General features: G+C 40.8%; 15 protein-coding genes. 4 read left to right on the top strand and 11 right to left on the bottom strand.

All coding sequences use genetic code 11. The features are described from left to right. Positions 1-111: 111 nt before the first annotated feature. The 4 genes from V7K76_RS02665 to V7K76_RS02650 all read right to left on the bottom strand — a co-directional run bounded on the left by V7K76_RS02665 (position 112) and on the right by V7K76_RS02650 (position 7,497). Positions 112-1,608 (bottom strand): glycosyl hydrolase family 57, encoded by a 1,497-nt coding sequence (locus V7K76_RS02665; RefSeq protein ID WP_334951727.1) that lies wholly within the window; start codon positions 1,606-1,608, stop codon positions 112-114. Positions 1,609-1,742: 134 nt separating this feature from the next. Then, positions 1,743-2,561 carry an SDR family NAD(P)-dependent oxidoreductase gene (locus tag V7K76_RS02660; RefSeq protein WP_334780620.1) on the bottom strand — a complete coding sequence of 273 codons (819 nt, stop codon included), beginning with the start codon at positions 2,559-2,561 and terminating at the stop codon, positions 1,743-1,745. A gap of 1,914 nt (positions 2,562-4,475) precedes the next feature. Next, the gene (locus tag V7K76_RS02655; RefSeq protein WP_334951729.1) at positions 4,476-6,620 is read right to left on the bottom strand and encodes a peptidase domain-containing ABC transporter; all 2,145 of its coding nucleotides are present in this window, start codon (positions 6,618-6,620) and stop codon (positions 4,476-4,478) included. A 637-nt stretch (positions 6,621-7,257) separates the two neighbouring features. After that, positions 7,258-7,497, bottom strand: a complete 240-nt coding sequence (locus tag V7K76_RS02650) for a hypothetical protein (RefSeq protein WP_334951731.1) — start codon at positions 7,495-7,497, stop codon at positions 7,258-7,260. Between the two features lie 1,296 nt (positions 7,498-8,793). On the opposite strand from V7K76_RS02650, the gene V7K76_RS02645 reads away from it, so the two are divergent. Then, the gene (locus V7K76_RS02645) at positions 8,794-10,128 is read left to right on the top strand and encodes an HlyD family efflux transporter periplasmic adaptor subunit (protein ID WP_334951733.1); all 1,335 of its coding nucleotides are present in this window, start codon (positions 8,794-8,796) and stop codon (positions 10,126-10,128) included. A 336-nt stretch (positions 10,129-10,464) separates the two neighbouring features. On the opposite strand, the gene V7K76_RS02640 is transcribed toward V7K76_RS02645, so the two are convergent. Then, on the bottom strand, positions 10,465-12,162 hold the full coding sequence (locus tag V7K76_RS02640; RefSeq protein WP_334780626.1) for an alpha/beta hydrolase: 1,698 nt from the start codon (positions 12,160-12,162) through the stop codon (positions 10,465-10,467). A 465-nt stretch (positions 12,163-12,627) separates the two neighbouring features. Between V7K76_RS02640 and V7K76_RS02635 the strand changes: the two genes are divergently transcribed. Then, entirely contained in the window at positions 12,628-12,822 is a 195-nt protein-coding gene (locus V7K76_RS02635; RefSeq protein WP_334780627.1) for a hypothetical protein, read from the top strand. A 175-nt stretch (positions 12,823-12,997) separates the two neighbouring features. Here V7K76_RS02635 and V7K76_RS02630 read toward each other — a convergent pair whose 3' ends face one another. The 4 genes from V7K76_RS02630 to V7K76_RS02615 form a co-directional block, all read right to left on the bottom strand. Beyond that, entirely contained in the window at positions 12,998-13,921 is a 924-nt protein-coding gene (locus V7K76_RS02630; RefSeq protein ID WP_334780628.1) for an ion channel, read from the bottom strand. 266 nt (positions 13,922-14,187) lie between these two features. Next, a complete protein-coding gene (locus tag V7K76_RS02625; RefSeq protein WP_334780629.1) occupies positions 14,188-15,084 on the bottom strand; it encodes a YsnF/AvaK domain-containing protein in 897 nt (298 codons plus the stop codon). A 227-nt stretch (positions 15,085-15,311) separates the two neighbouring features. After that, positions 15,312-16,223 carry a DUF2382 domain-containing protein gene (locus tag V7K76_RS02620; RefSeq protein WP_334780630.1) on the bottom strand — a complete coding sequence of 304 codons (912 nt, stop codon included), beginning with the start codon at positions 16,221-16,223 and terminating at the stop codon, positions 15,312-15,314. 376 nt (positions 16,224-16,599) lie between these two features. Next, positions 16,600-17,409, bottom strand: coding sequence for a DUF2382 domain-containing protein (locus V7K76_RS02615; RefSeq protein ID WP_334780631.1), 810 nt, complete (start codon positions 17,407-17,409; stop codon positions 16,600-16,602). A 558-nt stretch (positions 17,410-17,967) separates the two neighbouring features. Here V7K76_RS02615 and V7K76_RS02610 point away from each other — a divergent pair. Next, positions 17,968-18,702, top strand: a complete 735-nt coding sequence (locus V7K76_RS02610; protein ID WP_334780632.1) for a DUF1995 family protein — start codon at positions 17,968-17,970, stop codon at positions 18,700-18,702. Here V7K76_RS02610 and V7K76_RS02605 read toward each other — a convergent pair. Continuing rightward, positions 18,682-18,876, bottom strand: coding sequence for a hypothetical protein (locus V7K76_RS02605; protein ID WP_334780633.1), 195 nt, complete (start codon positions 18,874-18,876; stop codon positions 18,682-18,684). The two genes, V7K76_RS02610 and V7K76_RS02605, sit on opposite strands and share 21 nt — an antisense overlap. Before the next feature lie 135 nt (positions 18,877-19,011). On the opposite strand from V7K76_RS02605, the gene V7K76_RS02600 reads away from it, so the two are divergent. Next, a complete protein-coding gene (locus tag V7K76_RS02600; RefSeq protein WP_334780634.1) occupies positions 19,012-19,218 on the top strand; it encodes a hypothetical protein in 207 nt (68 codons plus the stop codon). 97 nt (positions 19,219-19,315) lie between these two features. Here the strand turns inward: V7K76_RS02600 and V7K76_RS02595 are convergent, their stop codons facing one another. Beyond that, a complete protein-coding gene (locus tag V7K76_RS02595; RefSeq protein ID WP_334780635.1) occupies positions 19,316-20,542 on the bottom strand; it encodes an RNA-guided endonuclease InsQ/TnpB family protein in 1,227 nt (408 codons plus the stop codon). Positions 20,543-20,657 lie beyond the last annotated feature (115 nt).

Here is a 20,657-nt window from a genome sequence, read left to right as displayed (position 1 = left end):
AATCCCCAGTCCTTAGTTCAATGGACATCTCCAGAAATTAAATATGTGTTACCCAGAACCCTTATAGAGAGGTAGCAGTGCTACGTCAAAACAATTCTTTTTCGGAGATGTCTAATTCATCTGCAATAAATTTTCGCCACGTTGGTAAATTTCCCGCGCGTAATCAGTCCAAGCACCTTGTCCCCAATAACGAAAACAACTGGTTTGCAGCAAAAGGTTATGTAGAAGAACGTTACGGTATTGAGACTGTTTCGTGATAGCTTCTGCTGAGTCAGTTTGCAGCAATGGATCAAACTTTTGATGGAATAAACTACTTAACTGATACATCGGAGACAACACATTTTCATATCCTTTTACCCAACTGATATGATTTGTCCAAGAGGCTCCATCCAGATGAAAATTAGAGTTTGTTTGCTTTAATTCTTGAATCGCATTCTCTACAGCTTCCGGTTGATTATTATCCGGTGAAACTCGCTCCCAAATTTGATATTGTCCCACTGGTTGACAAGTTGGATAATCTTCAGGTTTGCATCCAGCAGCTTCGATTAATTCTAAATACTCTGTACCACACACCCCAACAACACCTGATTTTCCTCCGCCATTATTTACCATATCCCCCCAAGCTTGTTTAAAAGCGCTAGGAAATTCATTCATCATCACGCCGCCATTTTCGCCATCACCAATTTGGCTAACTATTGGTGGTACAAATACACTCCCAATTTGTTGTTTGGATAATGTTTTCGCTTCATAATAAGGCTGCATTTGTGCAACTAATTTAGTATCCGAACCTTGGGTTTTAATTAAAGCTGTGATACTAATTGTTTCACCTTGAGAATTGCGGGCAATCAGACGATGTGGTAAATGTTTATGAGTGAGAGATTGACCAGTAAGAGTTTCTACAGAATGTTCTTGAACAAGTAGCCAGCGATATCCACATTCTTTCAGCGCTTTCACAAATTCAAAGAGAGCATCAGGGTGATTTGGTAGGTGCATTTCTGGCGGCGAAAATCCTTTGACTCGCGCTAGTGCTTCCCAGCCAAAAATTGCCGCAAAGTGATGTTGCCATGCAACAATCTGTAATTTAATATCTGCTATGGGTGTGGAAGGAATAACTGCATGGCTCCACGTTGTACCCAGCCATTCTACATAAGGTTGATAGGTGCGATCCCCAGTAATCCGTTTAAGATTATCCAGAACATCACCGCGTCCCATTTGCCGCAGTCCCCAGAGAAGATTACCAGAGTAATCCAACATTACACGCGGATTGCAACCTTGATTTACCAATTCGGGGATCAAGTCACCCATACGGCTGTAACAATGGGCAAAAGGATCTGCATTATGGTTATCGCCTTCATGGGGATGTTCAAACATATATTGCAGATTGCTGATCAGTGTACCGCCATTTCCAGCAGGTATAGTTGGCTGGTGCATGTGCAAAGCGATCGCAAACACAGCATTTACGTCTTCTAAGCGGATATTCGTTGTTGGTAAAAAGACTGGTCGATCTTGGTTAACCACAGAGAGAACCTCTGTTTCCCAACCAGAAATATTTGGCAAGCCATCAATGATTTCGGGCAAAGGAGTCAGAGTTGTGGGGAAGGAAAGCATTTCTGGTTGCTCCGAAACAAGGTATGTCTAATTATGCGATCGCACAGCAATTTCTGATCTACAACTTTATTCCAAAATCCAAAATCCAAAATCTAAAATCTAAAATCTAAAATCGCCTCGGTGTCTCCCCTTCCCTACGAGATACGCGAAGGGATCAGTTTTTCAATCAGCCGTTGTCTTCTTGGTGCTGGCGGTGTTGCTATTCGTAAAATTAGCTCTAACAACCAAGGGGCGAGGCGTTGACACAACACGGCTAAATGACTTTGCCATCCGACTAAAATTTCTGGTGAATCATTTCGCATTCCGGTGACGAGTGCTTTAGCCACTTGCTGCGGAGTCATGGGGATCACCCAGCGAAATAATTTTAAGTCGCGCACCATGTCTGTATCTGTCAGAGAAGGCAGTAATGCAATGACGCGAATATTGTGTTCAGCTAATTCTTGGCGCAAGGCTTGGGTAAATCCTAAGATGGCAAACTTGGTTGCTGAGTATGTCGCCATCGTTGGTGCAGCCACTTTCCCCATCAGGCTCGATACATTGACAATTGTCCCTTGTCTTTGGCTGGCCATACGTCGAGCAATCAAACTAGTGAGGTTGTACATTCCTAACAAGTTCACAGAGAGTTCTTCTTGAACTTGGGGCATTTTAGATTGCAAAAATGAGCTTTGGTATGCGACTCCCGCACAATTAACCAGCAGGTGAATCTGTCCGTAATTGCGCCATAGTTGGGCAACAGCGATATTTACTTCAATTGTTTGAGTCAAATCTAAGGCCACGATCGCAGCTTCCGTACCCATCGCCTCGATTTCGCTAGCTACCTCCAATAACTTGCGGCGATCGCGTGCTACCAATATCATCCGCTTGATGCCTTGTTGCGCTAGTTCGATGGCGATCGCTCGTCCAATTCCACGCGAAGCCCCTGTAATTAGGGCAACTTTACCTTGAATCTCCATTGGTTTTATCCTCTAAAATTTAAGTCTTACCAAACTCTTCGTTATTACCAATACACACAAGCAAGAGCTACTTGCTTGTCGGCACAAAGTAAGACAAATAATCAATCACAATTGAAATCAAACTGAAACTAAGCCTTTAAGCAATGAGACATTTCTTGGTTAATCTGCAATCTACTCATAGTTGTCTATATGAGGCAGAAATTTCTCGTTTTGAACCCGTCAAAGCCTAACATACTTGGCTGAATAGGTATAGCTCATAGATTTTATTTCTCCTAGATCCGAGCGTTCATCAGCATCGTTGTCATACACACGTTAGCAATTAAATCAAGGTATTGCAATATATTTTAATAAGAATTTCTTAATACTTCTTAACGACAAGTATATATATACAAAAGATTTTATTAAATAAGTTTTTATAAATCCCTCAGTACAAATATCTCACTTTCCTGACAAATAGCCTGATTTTGAGAAAATTCATCGCTTAGAAACAAAAAAGACATACAGCAGATTTCAGGTAAATGAGGCACAAAGTTTAATAAAAAAGCCATATACCAAGAGACTTTCAAATCTGTTTTCTGTTCCCTATTCTCTGTTCCCTGCTGTATAGTGTTTTGGCTAATGGTTGCAATAGTTAGAAGCTCTAACTAACTCATATAATTGCAACAGTATATTTACTGTTTTCTTGAAAAGTAAGTTTGATGGATTTTATTTCTTGAAAATAATCAAAGAAGGCTAAATTGTTGTCTGAAATTATCTGCTAAAACTTGAGAACAAATAGTAATGTGTTTAGGTTTAGCTTTGAGTTCATCAAAGTAATGCTTGAGACTTGCCTAGTCTATAGCAGACTTCAATCATTCACGAACAATAAGATCCCCGATTTATTAGAGAAATCGGGGATCTAACTGTAAGTTAACATGATTCCTAATTGATGATTCTGCCTAAAGTCATACTCCGTAAATTTACGTAATCAGTAATTACAAGAAAGGCAGAGGGCAGAAGGCAGAAGGCAGAAGGAAAGAAGTATTAATAAAAACTTTAGTTCTGGGTTATTGCCCAGTTAAAAAAAAGAATTGTATCGAGCGGAAAGTGCCACGAGATACAAAGCGTCCTTGCTTCAATCCCACGTTTTTAAACGTGGGTTCCAACTGAGCCTCCTGCCTTCGTACTTCTGCCTTCTGAATACCCCACGGTTAAATCGACTCGCTTCCAGCAAAGATAGATAAGCTAAAAACATCTAACTTACAAATCGAACTAAGCATAACTCTTGTGGGGTGGGCAACAGGAGCGCCCAGTTGAATGCAATTTAAATATGGAACAGTGCATTAGAGGTCTGACTTTTCACGGCATCTGGAAAACCTCTCTCTAAATCTCTCTCCTAAAAGGAGAGAGACTTTGAATTTTCCCCCTTCCCGCGACGAGTTGGGGGTTAGGGGGTTAGATTTTTGGTGGACTTTTCCACATAAGAGTACTCCAAGTAAAAAAATGCCCAGTTGTCATTGCGAACGCTTCGCTCTCTACGAGACGCTACGCAAACGCAATGACGGGTTTTGGATCATTTATTTTGTGGAGTTCTCTAACGTGAAAAGTCAGATTAGACGTAGGTTGGGTGGAGCGGAGCGCAACCCAACATATATCAGGATGTTGGGTTACGCAAAGCCTCCACCCAACCTACAATTTTTTTGCAACTCCCTATCTAAGTTGTAGTGTGGTCTAAATACCTGAAAAATGCTGTCAAAAAACGTCAATTCGATTGCTCATATAATATCTACCCAATTTGCTCAATAAAAAAACCTCTAAGAAGGTTTTACTACGCAAAACCGTCCCTCTCCGAGTCGGAGAGGGACAGACTTGAACTTTAGTTCAAGGCAGGGAGAGGTTCGTCGAACTCACGTTAAAAAAAGCGCGTCAGCTTAATTAAGGGTTTAAAAAGTCTAAATGGTTTCCTGGTAGGGCACGCAAATCTTCCACAGTCCCCTGAATTTGTAATTTGCCTTGATTTAGTAGCACAATCCAATCAGCACGGGAAATTACTCTCGGACGGTGGCTAATCAAGATCGTAGTTTTGCCTTGGCGATGGAACAATAACTGATTCAAAACTTGAACTTCACTAACAGGATCGAGTCCAGCCGTTGATTCATCTAAAATTAGAACTGGTGGATCGTTAAGGATGGCTCTTGCTATAGCTAGTCTTTGCCGTTGCCCACCAGAAATATTTGAGCCAAATTCACCCAGTACAGTTTGATATTTTTCAGGTAGTTTACTAATAAAATCATCAGCCTCAGCAATTTGACAAGCGGCGACAATCTGCTCAAAGGTGGCGTGAGGAGAACCTAAGCGAAAGTTTTCAATAATAGAGCGACTCCAAAAATGAGCATCTTGTGGAACAAGGACTACTTGTTGTCGCAAACAATCAAGGGCTAAGTCTTGCAGATTATAAATCCCAATACGAACGTTACCAGAATTAGGTGTATATAAACCTGCAATTAGTTTAGCAAGAGAACTTTTTCCACAGCCGGATGTACCAACTAGGGCAATAACTTTACCACCAGGAATAGTTAGGGAGAAATCTTCCAGTAACTCTAGCCTCCCAGGGTAGTGAAAGTTGAGATTTGTGCAAATAATATCAGCATCGCGACGAATTTTTGCAAAGGGTTTGTTAGTATCGCCTTGAGTTTCAAGTGTAGAGTCAATAACTTCTGTTAAGCGCTGTGTAGCAGTTTTTGCACGAGTGAATTCATCTATAAATCTGATGACAGTACCAATGAATGCTAAAAAATTACCATTCATCGCGTTAAATGCCAGCAATTGACCAATAGTTAGTTCCTTACTAATAACTAGAACACTGCCGAAACCAATCAAGCTAATGCTGCCAATACCAGAAACTAACCCAGAAAAAACATTATTAATAATTCCAATCTGAACTGTGCGGAATATTTGGTTTGATAATCGTCCAAATCTGTTTTGAAATTCTTCCCAAAACTGAGGAGCAGCGGCAGTGGTTTTGAGTGTTAGTGCCCCTTTAAAACTTTCAACAAGAACGCCCTGGTTTTCTGCTTCTAAAACCAATAGACTTCTAACTTTTTGTTGAAGTGTAGGGAGAAATACAACCGTAGATAAAGACATTACAATAGCAATAATGAAGGCAACAAAGGTGAGTTTCCAGCTATAGAACAGCATGAAAGCTAAAGAAACCATTGCAATAAACAATTGGCTAGGCAAACTGACAACTGCTTGAGAAACTAGTTGATTAATTTGTTGAATATCTTGTAATCTGCTAACAATCTCCCCACTACGACGCGATTCATAGTAAGTCAGGGGTAATCTCAGGATTGTCCTGGCAAATTCCAGAACTAACCCTAACTCAAGCCGTTGGGCAAAATGGGCAATCAGGTTATATTGAACTAGTTGCAGACTACTTCCCACAAAATTCAGCGCTACAACGGCAATAATCACAGCAGTAAGAAGCCTTGTATCACCTCGAACTAGTACATCATCTGTAAGAATTTGGATTAGGAATGGAGAAGTTAATGAAATCAGACCTAGAACTAAAGCGCAGAGAAAAGCCTCGAATAGTATGCCTCGATAAGGCAATACACGCCGCACAAAACGCCCAAAGTCGTCTATCTTATCATCAGGTTGAGCATAAAAGCGAACCGAATCTGGCTCCAGTAAAAGCATCACTTTATCTGACCAACCTTCCATTAACTCTTTTTTAGAGACATAACGGATGTTAACGGCTGGGTCGGCTACTATATATTTCTTACCTTTTTGACCATACAAAACAACCCAGTGGTAGCCTTTCCAGTGAATAATTGCTGGTAGTGGCGCTTGGTTCATCTGGTCTAATATTTCATTTGACGCTCTGACTGAGCGTGCATTAAAGCCAAGGGCCTCGGCTCCCCGCCTCAGTCCTAACAATGTTGTTCCTAATTGCCCAGTACCTACAGCTTCCCGGATGCGATTTAGTGTAAAGTTACGCCGATAATGTTTGGCAATGGAAGCAAGACAAGCAGCTCCACAATCTTCTTCACTATGTTGTGTAACAACTTGGTATTTCATTTCGCACTCCAATATCTAAGAACATTGTGAGAAAACCAAAAAAATAGCAGGGTCTTATCCCTGCATTGTTAAAAATTTAGCCCGTAGTTAAGTCGTACTATGGTTTTAATACTTAGACAAAATATCGGATTTTGATGCTTAGAGGGCTGTAATCAGAAACTTACGTTAATTATCTTAAAATTCGCGATGATAAGTAAAAGTTGATACACCCTGTATCAACTTTTATTATCCTTACGTGTCTTTACGACTACTCAAAGGTGATGGACATCTTGTGGGAAAAGCTTAACTGAAGTCTTATTGGCAGTTGCTAGTAGGCAAGCACCAATAAGACTTTGTTAAGTTTGTTGAAGAAAGTAGGAAAAGTAGGTTGGGTAGCAATAAACGCATGTTAGGATGACTGCGATAAAGAAATAGCTAATAGCTCCTAATTGATTAAGTCGATTAGCTATTAATCCACGTACAAAACTTATTTAACCTGCGTCAACAGGGTAAATTATTTGGATTGTGAACTTTTATCCCGGTAAAGACGCCGTTAATCGTGTCTTTACGTTTATTACTTACCTTGTACTTAATAACCTCAGAGGCTTGGCTTGCCTATGATGATAAATTTTCTTCGGTGAAGGAGGTTAATTAAAGTCTATCTACCAACTCTAACTCTATTGTTGTTAAGTCCACCATTTCCACCATCTCCAGCACGTCCACCAGTTGTTGTTCCACCATTAATGTCGCCAGTAAAGTTGTCATTGCCCAAAACAACGCCACCATTAGTGGTGGAGCTGCCGCCACCGCCACCATTGCCGACACTGGTTGTATTGGTACCACCAGACAGATTAGCTTCTTCGCTGACGGTTAGTTCGGTAAATAATGTGTTTTGCATGTTTTTAGTTCTCACTTGATTGTTGGGATTTAGATAACGTCACACCAAACTCATAAATATAAAAGTCATATTAATAAGTTTTTCTGTGCCGTTAGGAACATTATATGGGTGAAACTAGCTAGATAAAACAACTATTTTTTTAAGAAATATGTATTACAAATCCTTAGCAAAGATACTACTGAGCTAAGATTGATACTATTTTTGTGAAAAAGTATGAGTTTTATTCTATCTGAAGGCATAGAAATTTTAGGTCTAATTGTATAAGTACAATTCGTGTAAATTTAAGTTGCTTTAAGTTATGTATTGCACACAAAAAAGCAAGCGCACTTACGTATTAATACTAGGGATAGGCTGCAAAATCCTTAATTAACAGTAAAGAATAAATTAAAAAGTATTTTGTTATACAAATTAGTAAAAAACAAGTTTAGATAACTCAAGAAGTTTTATTTTGCTTTTCCGTATTACGTACTATCACGTAAGTAAAACTTATTTTTGATTTTGCTTATACAGACATACTTTAATAGAGTATTAAATATCATCATAGGAACGCTTTTAAACTCGCTTAAATACTTATTAATTAGAAGAGAAAAGAAAGGTGTTTTTTCTATTATAGAAACTTCTGACAACTAAATAAAGAAATGGTGAAATTTTAGAAGGAAATTATAAAGATTTGGTCTTTTTAGTAAAAAGCGCTATCTGTTATTTACACTTAGGCTTTATCTTGCTTATTAGCACTCTTCTAAAGTTTTCACCAAGTAAAAATCAGAAAGCCTGATTTTCGCTTGATAAATCTAGGAGCAGCTTGGGGAGGCATTCGCTTTCTCTGGTCAAGAAATTTGAACGAAACACCAGAGCAGTAAATGACTGGAAGTCGCGCTGGCTAGGCTACACAAACAAAGCCCGCCTGCGCGGACTAAGGTGAAATCAAGTAGCTCGCTAACCTCCAAGTATTTTTACTTATTTAACCTCGTGTGCAACTTTCTCTCAGACCTAACCCCCAACCCCTTCCCTATAAGGGAAGGGGAGCAAGAATCAAAGCCTCTCGACCTTTGGGGGAGGGGTTTGGAGAGGGGTTTCAAGGATAAGTTGCACATTGCGTTATTTAGATCGCGTTATTTAGATTTAGAAAACAGGCCCCTAAATTGAAAATGCTCGTTCAAGAAACATCTATATATATAGATAAATCTCACCCAGCATTTTCAGATTTGGTAGTGTAAGAAGTTCATAGCGACTACCTTCTTGCACTAGCTAGTTTTTCCTAGATTATTTGCACAACTAAAATATTTTTTAACGTCCATGCTTATTGACCCCCAACCGGACTTTCTCCGCCCAGTTGAAAGCGACGAATATCTTCCTCCGATTAGCAGTTGGACATGGCTGGGAGGGATATTTTTAATTGGAAGTGTTGGCGCTGCCTTCAGCCTTGCAAGTGTCATTCAATACAACATAGTAGTAAAAGCAGATGGTACTGTCCGTCCAGCCGGAGAAATACGGTTAGTGCAAGCAGCAGCAGAGGGGACGGTTAGAAGTATTAGGGTGAAAGAGAATCAAGTTGTGAAAAGGGGAGATGAGATTGCACTGCTCTACGACGCCCAATTACAAAGTAAAAAAAGCCAAATTGCTGGAAATATCCGGCAGAATCATTTACAAAGAACGCAAATCGATGCCCAACTAAGAGCGCTAGAGACTCAAATTACAGCTGAGTCCAATTCGATGGGGCAGGCGATTCTCTCGGCACAAGCTGATCTGAGTCGTAATCAACGAGATTATAAAGACAAGCAAATTACGACTAAGGCAGAAGTTCAAGAAGTAGAAGCCTCTGTGGAGTTAGCAAGGGAGGAACTGAGCCGATATCAGCAGCTAGCTAATACCGGAGCGGTCGCAACTCTCCAGATTAAAGAAAAAGAACAAGCCTTTAAAGCAGCACTTGCAAAATTAGAAGGGATCAAAACTGGACTCAACCCCAGTAGTGCAAATGTGGAGATCGCCCAAGAACGTATTGCTCAAGAACGGGCAAAGGGTGAGTCTACCCTAGCTGCATTGAACAAAGAAAGACAAGAACTTATTGGGCGTCAAGTAGAAGTTCAAAATCAAATCAGCAGCGCTGAAGAAGAGCTAAAACAACTCTCAACAGAACTGCAAAAAACTATAATTCAGACTCCAGAGACAGGTACTATCCTGAAACTAGAATTAAGAAATCCTGGGCAAGTTGTACGGATTGGGGATGCGATCGCTCAAATTGCTCCTAGTATGGGCCCTCTTGTCATCAAAGCCCGTGTTGCTGCTTCTGATATTAGCAAAGTGCATGTGTGTACACTCGTCGTACAAGTCACAAAATGTCCAGAAGGGGAGGTGCAAATGCGGTTTTCTGCCTATCCCTACCCAGATTACGGCATCCTTAAAGGTGCTATCAGAGCCATAACCCCCGACGCCATTACATCTCAAAGTAACGGCAATCCAATTGCGCCTTACTATGAGGTGACAATTGAGCCAGAGAGACTTTATTTAAAAAAAGGCGATAAACCCTATCCCATCCAAGCAGGGATGGAAGTCACATCTGATATTATCTCCAAAAAAGAAACCGTACTGACATTTATTTTGAGAAAAGCAAGGCTGCTAACAGATTTGTAGGCTCCTTCCCAATACTGTTCGGTTAAGACAAAAGTTAAGACAAAAGACGCGATAAATCGCGTCTTTATAATGATTTCTCGGATCTTTGCACTCTACAATTTCTATCAAAAAACCTTAACCGAACCCAATACTACTCGGTTAAGAATCGATCCCCCCAACCCCCCTTAAAAAGGCTTGCTCAGAATGGCTTATTTTTCCCCCTTTTTAAGGGGGACTAAGGGGGATCTCCAATGACTATGCACCAAAACCTACGCAGTATTGTAACCGAACCGTATTGAGACTGGGCGCTCATGTTGCCCACCCCACAATATTGGATAATTTATTTCTTGGAGTTCCCTAACGGGGTGTAGGAGTAGGTTGAGGATTTGATGGTTTGCTTTCCTGGGGATTTGGCCCACTCCAAATTTGACGGAACTGATCTACCGACAAAGACTGTAGAAGACTGAGATTAAGCGGCTCTTTACTGATAAATGTGCCGTAGGAAGGCTGCAAATAGGAACGGTATTCAGGGCGGTTGAGGAGATGGGTTTCTAAAAAAGCGACGCTGAGGGCGTCGAGATAAGAATAAACAGCAGCACTATCTGGGCCCAGTAAGGCAGATGGCACAGGTAAGACATTGTTTTGAGGAGTAGGTTTGGCGATCGCTGAAAAGTGGGTGGCATTTTCGATCAAGGCCAGGTACTTATTAGAGTCAGGAAGCCAGGTAAAGGGGCGAATTTGCTCAAATACGGGTGGGGCGAAAATATCTTGACTACCTGCTACCAACATGACGGGAATTTTAATTTGACTGATTTCCCCCTGACCTAAAACTGAGCTGTCAATGGGATTAATCGCAATGATGGCCTTGATGCGATCGTCTTTGAGTTCGTAATTCTTTGGGGGTAAATCAGTTGCTTGACACTGCAAAAACAGCGACAAATTAAAGGATGAGTTATCGGGATTACAATCTTGCCTCAGTTGGCTAAAGTTAATCTCGGCTCCTGCTAGAGTCAAAACAGTATAACCACCAAAGGACTGACCGATCGCCCCAATTTGCTGAAAATTAAGTTTTCCTTGGAGGGTGGGATCGGACTTATCTAGACGCTGGAGTTCATTGAGTAGATATTTGATATCCAAAGGTCGGTTGATAAATTCTGCTGCATCTGGCGGCCCTGCCAAACCTGCAAAATATTGCTGAAAGCGTTCGGCATTACTACCAGGGTGTTCTAGTACCGCAACGGCAAAACCGTATGATGCTAGGTGTTCAGCCAGATAGACAAAGGTAGAGCGGTCTGAGGCCAGTCCATGAGAAATTACAATCAGGGGAAAGGGAGGCGAAGAAAGTTCTTTAGTGTTTTGTGAACCTACTGACGGCAGATAGATATCCACAGGTAGACGGCGTGAGCGAGAAACGTCATTTAACTCGAAGGTTTTTTTCTGCCAACGGAATTTTCCTGGCGATCGCAAATCTGGTTGTTTGGAGAAATCAATTTTGGAAGTGGCTGCTTGAGCGATCGCTTCTTTTTGAAGAGAGGCAAAAACTTCATCCTTTTTTTTGATCAATTGCGACAATTGATCGACTATCCTTAACCCCTCTGTGAAATTCACTCGTATAGTATTGCTCGGAAATTTCCGCAGTAAATTCACAACCGTTAAACCATCGTGATCGGTAGCAGCCAAAATCAAAGAGGCACGTATAGCATAGAAGCCATTCTTTCGAGACTCAGTGAGAAGTAATCTTCCCAGTTGTTTCACCAACTGCTCACCTATAGGTGAGTAGGTAACTTGAGATACTAGTGTAGGAGTGACATTAAAGCGTTGCTGGAGTAGATCCCGCAGTTGAGCGAGTTGTTCAGGAGTAGCACGATTAGCATAAAATGAAAAATCTTGATCGATTTTGCCTTCTTTCGCAAAGGTTTCCAGCGAGTCCACGGATAAGGAAAAGTCACCGAAGGGAGGGTAATAAAAGCTAATGCGTTCAGCTCCCAATCCGGGAGTGGCAGTCAAGAACGTAGATAGCAAACCTAAACCGAGATATCTCAAAAATTTTTTCATTAGAATAACCCACTGTCTAACCCTGCCAAACAAGTTTGGACAGAGAGGAAAGCGGGGCGGGATTTATAACCGCTTTCCTGTTTGCACAGGTTACAAGCACAAGAAAGCAAGTACTTGCATCCATAGTTTCGCACATACGCAATAATCGGTACTCAACTAAATTTTGGGATGTATTAAATTATCAAAACATATCAGTAACAAATTTTTCCGCCAAATAGCATCAGTAGGGCGATAATAGATATAGGGATCAAAATATTTTATGAAAAAAGTGAAGGTTTAAAACCGTACTTCTCTACGAGACGCTACCGCGAACGTCCCGCTAGGCTAACGCCCGCAAGTGGCGCGATCGCAGTAGCGAGCGCACGAGAAAGAATCCTTGTTTACCAAGGTAAGTAGGAACCCCACCCCTTGTCGGTGGCTAAATTGAATTTTGAATTTTGAATTTTGAATTTTGAATTGATTAATATGTCCTTCGCCTCCTGTGCTTGTTGTGTTGTCGTCCTTAACCAACAACAAGAGCAAAATATCTCCCACCAAAACCAGTGCCAGGATGTGCCAGTTAACCACAGCAAGAGCGTGGTTAAAACTTGCACTGTTGTTGAAAATGGTCGGGTAGTTGTTAAACCCTTAGAACCACAACTCAATCAAACTTCCGAATAAAACAGGAGTCAGAATTCAGAATTCAGAATTCAGGAGCGGAGCCGGAGATGCTCCGCCTCCGGTCAGAATCAAGACTCGACGCTCAAATACTCGCTAACGCTGCGCTATGCGCTTTTTCGGTCAAAAAACATTGCTGAATTCTGACTCCTGACTACTGAATTCTGTTCGATAAATTTCATTCCTCTAAATCTAAAGGTAAAACATCGTGGAAGCGGTTGTAATCAATGTAGCGATGTCCATCGGGTGTGTGGTGAAAGATATCGGCAAATTGATTGTTCCACAAAATTTCATTAGCACCATAAGTATGACGGGCATGGACGACCTGTGAAACCGTTTCATCAAGGCCACTCAAAGAGACGATCAGAATAGTATTTGTCTCGCTTAAGGATTCTGGTGTCATCCCATATAGAGGACTAAACTCATCAATGACATGCATCACTGACCAGCTTAACGTGAAGCTAGGTGTTTGGTTCGTCAGCAGTTTGAGATCGTGGAACCGACGTATGAACTGCCCTTCTAGGGTTACTTCGTCGCGCATTAAGTAGACTCGCATCTGCGCCTCCAGAATTATATTGCGACGCTTATTAGCGCTGCGAAATATGAGAGTCGGCATCGCATTATGAGGTGTAATTACAGCAACACGGCTAAAGACCACACGGGCTGTAGGTCGGGAGAATCGAGCAAACGCTAGTCCTGTCATCACAGCAATTCCCATCAAACCGATCATTGCTTCAATGGTGACAATAATGTTAGCGTAAGTTGTTTTCGGATACATTGCCCCATAGCCAATGGATGCTAGGGTTTGGACGCTAAAGAAAAAGACATCTAAAAAAGAGCCAGGTCGGGCATTGGCAATACAATCTCCTCCGATTAAGTAAGCTAGGGCAAATAGAGCATTAATAGTTATATAGAAAGTACAAATCAGGATTAGAAAGCCAATCCAGGGAATCGTTAGCAGCAGATGATAGGGATCGCGCCAGTAGGAATGCCATGCACCCATACCCATAATCTCAAATTTTCCATCTTGAACATGAATCTGAATAGGTGGGATCGGATGCTGTCGTTTCTTACGTGAAAGTCTCTTGAGTCGAAATTTCATTGCAAGTAGCCAAAAGAACGGCAACTGCTTAGTATTGTAAATTAAGTTGCTTTAGAGACATTCACTCTAGATAATTAGGGGAGTGGGGACTGGGTACTGGGGAGTGGGTACTGGGAAAGAATTATTTTAAGATTTGCTTGGGATCTCAATCCCCAATTCTCAGTTAAAATTACCCGCAAGAGAATGGAAACTTCACTTTGTTTTCTTAAATCAGCAAAAAAAATAGGGTGGACATTGCCCACCCTACTAATTTATCTGCTAGAAACTTATTTTTCCGGCTTTAGTGATTGACCTTTAGAACAGCGGTCAAACCACTCTTGGTATTTTTTTTGGTGTGACTCATCTTCAACAGCAATGGTAACACGCACCTGCTTGCAGCCGTGATTTCGCTCTAGTGCGATCGCATTCAGCAATAAATTAGCAATTTTAGGCGAGCTAAATTCGCCACTTACCGTTAAACCGTTGTCAAAATGTGTAACCTCAAGTCTTTCTCCTTCGGTCAAATCAACGCCAGTAATTTCTCCTTGCCCTAAATCAATTTCTGCAAGTTGTTTGTGTTCTGGGCTAATTTGTTCCACAATCAGCATTTCACGCCGGATAGGAACTTGTACCATCCGAGTTTCAATTACTTTGCGAACAATTACCTCACCAACCTTACGCTTACTGCTTTCAACAACTAGTCGTTCTTCTAGTAGACGAATAATCTGGTCTTCAGTAACCTGTTCTAAATTCACTGGTTCAACTGGGCTATTGATAATTGGATTATTAGCTACTTGCTCAGTTGAGTTACTGTCGCCTGGTGTTTGTGTTTCTGAATATTCAGGCATATACTCAATTTCTGATTTGTTTAAGTCTATGAAAACAGATTTAGTTGGCTTGTCAATTTGTTTTATTTTCTGGCTTTGCAACCGAAATAAAGAAGGATGTTTATCAGCTAACTGCTGACCATATTCTACAGTTTGTTGATTTGCCTGCTTAGATATAACTAAGTTGAGCCGACGATGAGCATCCACAATTAAATCATGAACTACCCCTACTAGCTGACCTTGCTTATCAAACACAGTAAAATTATTCACCCTCTGTTTTAAATCTGCCAGAGAGGAGCTAATGCGAGAGTTACCGTTTACCTGGGCAATATTTTTTGCCATCTGTTGGCTATTCATCTGCAAAGTTTACAAACTGCTTTCTAATTAGCTAAATTAAAATCTATTAATGCTCTGGATACTATTTAGAGAATGTTAAAAAATGTTTGCGATCGCTGCATTTATCCAACCTATATCCAGAGCTATACTTGCTATTACAAGCACAGGTAAAGCTAATTCAACAGCCTCACCTGCACTGTGTAGAATTAATTACTAGTCATTAGTTAGTAACTAATGACTATATTTAGTTAGCGCTCTTCAATCGGAAGATTACCAGAATTCACATCTAACTCTTCACGACGCACGGTTTCTTGAGTTTCAACTGTGTCTTGATCGACCACTTTTCTAACTCTAACTTCTTCACGTAAAAATGCTTCTTTGCGAACATCAGCAGTTTCTTCGTGGATTTCTATACGAGCAACTTCGCCTTCACGGAAGTCTGCTTCACGCCCAGAAACAGCCGTACCCGCATCTGCTGGAGTTACACGCTCAATCACAACTCGTTCTCTTTCTACTGGCACTGCAACTCGTGCAGTATCAGTCTCAACATGCTTACCAATCGTTACTTCTCCAGTTTTTTGGCGTCGTTTACTGGCAATCAGGCGTTCTTCATACAATCTTAGAGTTTGATGATCTTGCTCATTTAACCCGTATAAAGAAGGCTCATTTTCGTAAGTGTAGCTATCACGGGCGTAAGTGGGAGTTGTAGCCAATGGTGCTACAGGTGGTGCTAAAGGGTCTAATGCTGCTGGTGCTGCTAAAGGGTCTAATGCTGGTGAAGCACCTACAGGACTATAGTCTGTGGGTTGGCGATATACCCCACGTACCCGTTCTTCATAGTCGTAATCAAGGGTTTGACGTTCATTAAACTCAGGTAAATCTTCAGCTTGCTCTCTAGTCAAACCAACTGTGTAGACGCGATCAACGCTATAGTCGATACGGGCGCGGCCAAGTGGTAATAATACTTTCTTACCAAAAATCCAGAAGCCTAAATCAACTACTAAATAGCGAAAATGACCTTCTTCATCAACTAAAACATCGCTGACAGTACCGATTTTTTCATCAGTCCCTTGTGCATAAACACCCAGACCCTTAATGTCATGTCCATCAAAATTATCTTGATAGTTAGGCTCAAAATCTTCTAGTTTGTAAAGAACCATTATCTTTAACCTCAAATATTTTTTTCATCCATTAATAACTAAATTAGACATTTATTGATTTTTGTACCTCTTTCTGGCGAATGAATTATTTTCAGATTAAAATAATCAAAAGTTATAGATATTTTTATTAGCATAACTAAAGAGACGCAAAAACGTAATGATTTTGCCTTGCTTTGTAAAAACATGTTAAGTCTTTGATATATGGAATTTGCCGGATATTATTATATTTATTTATCAATATGTGATTTTTTGAAATAACAAAAACACAGGCAAAATTAAAAATTAACTTTGCCTGTATGATTATTTCAGGTAAACCTACTAAACAAATTTATAAACTAGCTAATTAAATAGCTTCATGTGCATTGATACCATTTTCTTACACATGTAAATCACCCACCGTATCAACATCTAATTCTTCTCGACGAATAGTATCTTGTGTTTCTACAATATCCCGTTCTACTACTTTCTTGATCCTAATTTCTTCACGCACAAAAGCTTCTTTATGTATCTCAGGCGTTTCTTCGTATACTTCTATACGCGCTACTTCTCCTTCTTGAAACCTAAGTTCATTGGGATCTACAACTTTACCTGCTTCTGTTGACACAACTCGCTCAATCAGAACTCGTTCTTTTTGAATAGGTACTGTAACGTGTGCAATGTCTGTTTCAACGTGCTTCCCAACTGTTACTTCTCCGGTTTTGATGCGGTATTTCTTGGCAATTAATCGTTCTTCATAAAGTTTAAAAGTTTGATCGGAGTTATCTTTTAAACCGTATAAAGCTGGTTCTTTCTGGGAATTATAGGTATCACGATCAGAAGTTAAACCTCTGTTTGGAGAACGAAATACACTACGTACCTTTTCTTCGTAAGCATCATTAACGATCGCGTCTTCTTTGTGATCGGGTAAATTATTTATTTGCTGTTTACTTAACCCATCAACATAAACGCGTCTTTCTGGATAATTGATCCGGGTAAGACCAATTGGTAGTAATATTTTTTTGCTAACCAAATCTAAGCTGATATCAATAATTAAATACCGGAAATGACCATCATCATCAACTAAAACATCACCTACCGAGCCAACTCTATCTCCTCCCTCAGTATAAAGATCCAGCGCTTTAATATCGTCTCCGCCAAAGGTTTCTAGATAATTGGGGTCAAAATGTTCAAGTTTGTGAATAGGCATAAGCTGTTCCTAAGTTGTATATAAGGTTTGTTTGCCAGTGTAAAAAATATTGTGCTAAGTCTCATCCTGCTGGCGACTGATTTTAATGGAATTATTTGATGATTTATATTAGGGAAATATTCAAGCTAAACACTATTAAAACAAGTCACAAGTCGCAAGTCGCAAGTCGCAAGTAAGTTTTGTGAAAGCGACGCGCAAAGCGAGTCTGCGATAGCGCCGGCGGCAAGCGAGTATTTTCGAGTCGCGTCCGGGGATTTAGACCCCGACCCAAAACTTACCGGTGAAGAGAACCGGGAGACTTAAACCCACCGTACTCTGTTAACAATCAATAGAGATATAACTAAAGTTATAAAAAACCAGACAATATACTGGTATAAAATATTTCTTTCAACTATTCGAGGCGAGCGCACAATGGCGACAAGCAAATTTCTCGCCTGCGCTGTTGATAAAATCCCCCCTACATTTTCAGGGGATTGGACGATATCACCTGCGTAAGTCCTGCTAATTAAGAGCCAATACTGAAACAATGGGAGTAGACACTAGAGAACCATGCAGATTATGAGTGAACTTCCAAATAGTCTAGAAGATGCGATCGCCCAATCTCGTGTAGCCGTCCAAACTGCCCTTGCAGATGGCTGTACTCGCCTGCAAGTTGAGTTTTTGTTCCCAGAACTGAAGTATATGCCGGTGGCGGAACAGTTTTTGCCTGTGTTTACAGATTATGATTCCCGTTTGAAGATTTTCTTTGCTGACGCTGGCGCAGCTGCCCTAGCCCGTCGTGATTGGGCAGATGCACCATTTCAAATTTTGGATATTGGTACGGGTAGGGCTGCTTCTTTGCAGACAAAAATTCAGCCAGAGGATGAAATTTTCTTATTCGTTGCCCCCACTGCCGTAGAAGTGCCGCAGTTGGAAAAGTTGTGTGAAGTAATAGGCGATCGCCCTTTAGTTTTGTTAAATCCCCGTTTAGAAGATTCTGGGGTTGTGGGCATTGGTTATGCAGCCAGAAAAACTCGTGAGCGTTTCACCAATACCATTGAACCCTGTTATTATCTACGCCCCATAGACGATCAAAGTGCTTTATATCGCTCCTACCCAGGACAGTGGGAAGTTTGGCTAGAAACAGGCGGCGAATATCAAAAAATTGCGGAGTTACCCACAAAACCATCGGGTGATGATTTGGATCTGATTCTTTTAAAAGGACAACCGCAAACAACAATAGATGCGACACCTGCGAGAAAACCCAGTGTGTTTAAGAGTTTACAACGGTTTTTAAAGGCGTTGAGTAGTTAGGATAATATAGCAATCCTTGCAGGAGTTATGAACAAAAAGATCCCCGACTTCTTGAAGAAGTCGGGGATCTGAGCCTTCCGGTGTTTGCAGTGCTGATTCTGCAATGTTGTCAAATTTATCTACTTTATGAATCGGAGCATTTGCTTGGCTAGGATGGATGAGTTTATTGGACATCTCCACAAATTAAATATGCGTTATCCAGAACCCTTGTAGAGACGTAGCAGTGCTACGTCTCTACATTATTTTTTGGAGATGTCTATTTAGTAGTAGTTGTATATTTGAACTAGTTGAGTAAAGAGCTTGATGTTCATGAATATAAGTACCCTACATGATATTGAGTGTGCTGTCAGTCAACTTTCACCGGAGGAGCTTGCTACTTTCCGAGTCTGGTTTGCAGAATTCGATGCGGCTGTATGGGATCAACAGCTTGAGGCAGATGTAGCTGCGGGTCGGCTTGATGCTCTGGCTGAGAAAGCGTTGCAAGACTTGAGAGCAGGACATTGTACTGAACTGTAAGACACCGAGCAAGCCCAAATTTTTGGTATTGCTATCGACAGTTGCCAAGTGATGTTCAAGAATTTGCAGATCGATGCTACGAGTTAGTGACATACTCCTACACTGATGCTTCGCATACAGTGTAGGCTTCCAAGACAATCCGGCTACTGCTTAGGAGGCTCTTGGCTTTAAGAACGGAATGCCCTACCGCTCTATTTTTTACGTTAATTGCTGCGTTATGATCGCGGTCAAGACTGCATTTACAATTAGGGCAGTCGTGCCATCTTTCGTGCAGTTTTTTAGGAACTTTCACCCCACAACTAGAACAATCTTGTGACGTACCTGATGGATTCACTGCAATTACACATAACCCAGCATTTTCGGCTTTGGTTGTTAGAATTGACAGGAAGCTTGACCATCCAGCATCATGCACAGATAAAGCTTGCATCGAACGAGAAAGACCTTTGACGTTTAAATCTTCATGAACTACGACATCATATTTTTTCAGTAGATTATTGGCAGTTTTAAAGTGAAAGTCTTTGCGCTTATCAGCTACTTTTTTATGTTGTTTAGCAACTTGCTTAATAGCTTTTTTGCGGCGGATACTTCCTTTTTTGCGACGCGAAACACGTTTTTGAATGACGCGCAATCGTTTCTGAGATTTACGGTAATGCTGAGGGATTGGGACAACATCACCATCGGAAGTTGTCAAAAAGTCTTTTAAGCCGAGGTCAATACCTGTAATTGAATCTGGATTAAAATCAGGTTTAACAGATGGAATTGTCGTATCTTCAAGGCTCAAAGTCAAATAATAGCCATCAGCTTTTTTGGTAACAGATGCAGTCTTGATTTTAAAGCCATCTGGAATAGGGCGATGCAAAATAACTTTAACTATGCCGAACATCGGTAAAATTATTAAATTACCTTGCAAACACCCATCCTTCATCTGTGGATATGTAAACGTGCGGTAACGTTCACGAGATTTAAAGCGAGGTCGTCCACTTCGTTTTCCGTTGCTATCACCTTTTAAAAAACGGTCAAATGTCACCTGAACTCGTTTAACTATATCCTGTAACACTTGCGAGTAAATTTCACCGTACCAAGGATGAGTTTTTTTCAGATGTGGTAGCGTTTTCTTTTGTGAATAATAGTCTGGGTTGTCTCTTAATTCTGGTATATGGCAGACAAGAGGACAAGTGTTAATCGGTGAACGATTGCGTTCATACCAATCAAATCTATCAGCCAACAAGTAGTTATATTGGGCGCAGAGCATAGACAGCCATCTATCTATCTCTATAGCTTGCTTTGTTGTTGGTCGTAGCTTGTATTGGTACGCTGTCCGCATTTATTTGTCCTCTCCTTGTTGCAACTATGATAACATAAACGTTGTGACATCGTAGTGACAAATATGAAAAATAAATATCTACAAATACGAATCAGTGAGCGTAGACTGAACAAGT

The organism is Nostoc sp. (genome assembly GCF_036917975.1).
Taxonomy (GTDB): domain Bacteria; phylum Cyanobacteriota; class Cyanobacteriia; order Cyanobacteriales; family Nostocaceae; genus Nostoc.
Note: the sequence above shows the minus strand (reverse complement) of the source record. Positions and strands in the feature narration are given on the sequence as shown.

Excerpts from the sequence above, each read along its gene's own strand:
- V7K76_RS02640 (WP_334780626.1), bottom strand. The coding sequence starts at position 12,162 with ATGAAAAAATTTTTGAGATATCTCGGTTTAGGTTTGCTATCTACGTTC.
- V7K76_RS02620 (WP_334780630.1), bottom strand. The coding sequence starts at position 16,223 with ATGGTTCTTTACAAACTAGAAGATTTTGAGCCTAACTATCAAGATAAT.
- V7K76_RS02665 (WP_334951727.1), bottom strand. The coding sequence starts at position 1,608 with ATGCTTTCCTTCCCCACAACTCTGACTCCTTTGCCCGAAATCATTGAT.
- V7K76_RS02635 (WP_334780627.1), top strand. The coding sequence starts at position 12,628 with ATGTCCTTCGCCTCCTGTGCTTGTTGTGTTGTCGTCCTTAACCAACAA.
- V7K76_RS02605 (WP_334780633.1), bottom strand. The coding sequence starts at position 18,876 with ATGTCCAATAAACTCATCCATCCTAGCCAAGCAAATGCTCCGATTCAT.
- V7K76_RS02630 (WP_334780628.1), bottom strand. The coding sequence starts at position 13,921 with ATGAAATTTCGACTCAAGAGACTTTCACGTAAGAAACGACAGCATCCG.
- V7K76_RS02595 (WP_334780635.1), bottom strand. The coding sequence starts at position 20,542 with ATGCGGACAGCGTACCAATACAAGCTACGACCAACAACAAAGCAAGCT.
- V7K76_RS02600 (WP_334780634.1), top strand. The coding sequence starts at position 19,012 with ATGAATATAAGTACCCTACATGATATTGAGTGTGCTGTCAGTCAACTT.
- V7K76_RS02655 (WP_334951729.1), bottom strand. The coding sequence starts at position 6,620 with ATGAAATACCAAGTTGTTACACAACATAGTGAAGAAGATTGTGGAGCT.
- V7K76_RS02625 (WP_334780629.1), bottom strand. The coding sequence starts at position 15,084 with ATGAATAGCCAACAGATGGCAAAAAATATTGCCCAGGTAAACGGTAAC.
- V7K76_RS02650 (WP_334951731.1), bottom strand. The coding sequence starts at position 7,497 with ATGCAAAACACATTATTTACCGAACTAACCGTCAGCGAAGAAGCTAAT.
- V7K76_RS02615 (WP_334780631.1), bottom strand. The coding sequence starts at position 17,409 with ATGCCTATTCACAAACTTGAACATTTTGACCCCAATTATCTAGAAACC.
- V7K76_RS02660 (WP_334780620.1), bottom strand. The coding sequence starts at position 2,561 with ATGGAGATTCAAGGTAAAGTTGCCCTAATTACAGGGGCTTCGCGTGGA.
- V7K76_RS02610 (WP_334780632.1), top strand. The coding sequence starts at position 17,968 with ATGAGTGAACTTCCAAATAGTCTAGAAGATGCGATCGCCCAATCTCGT.
- V7K76_RS02645 (WP_334951733.1), top strand. The coding sequence starts at position 8,794 with ATGCTTATTGACCCCCAACCGGACTTTCTCCGCCCAGTTGAAAGCGAC.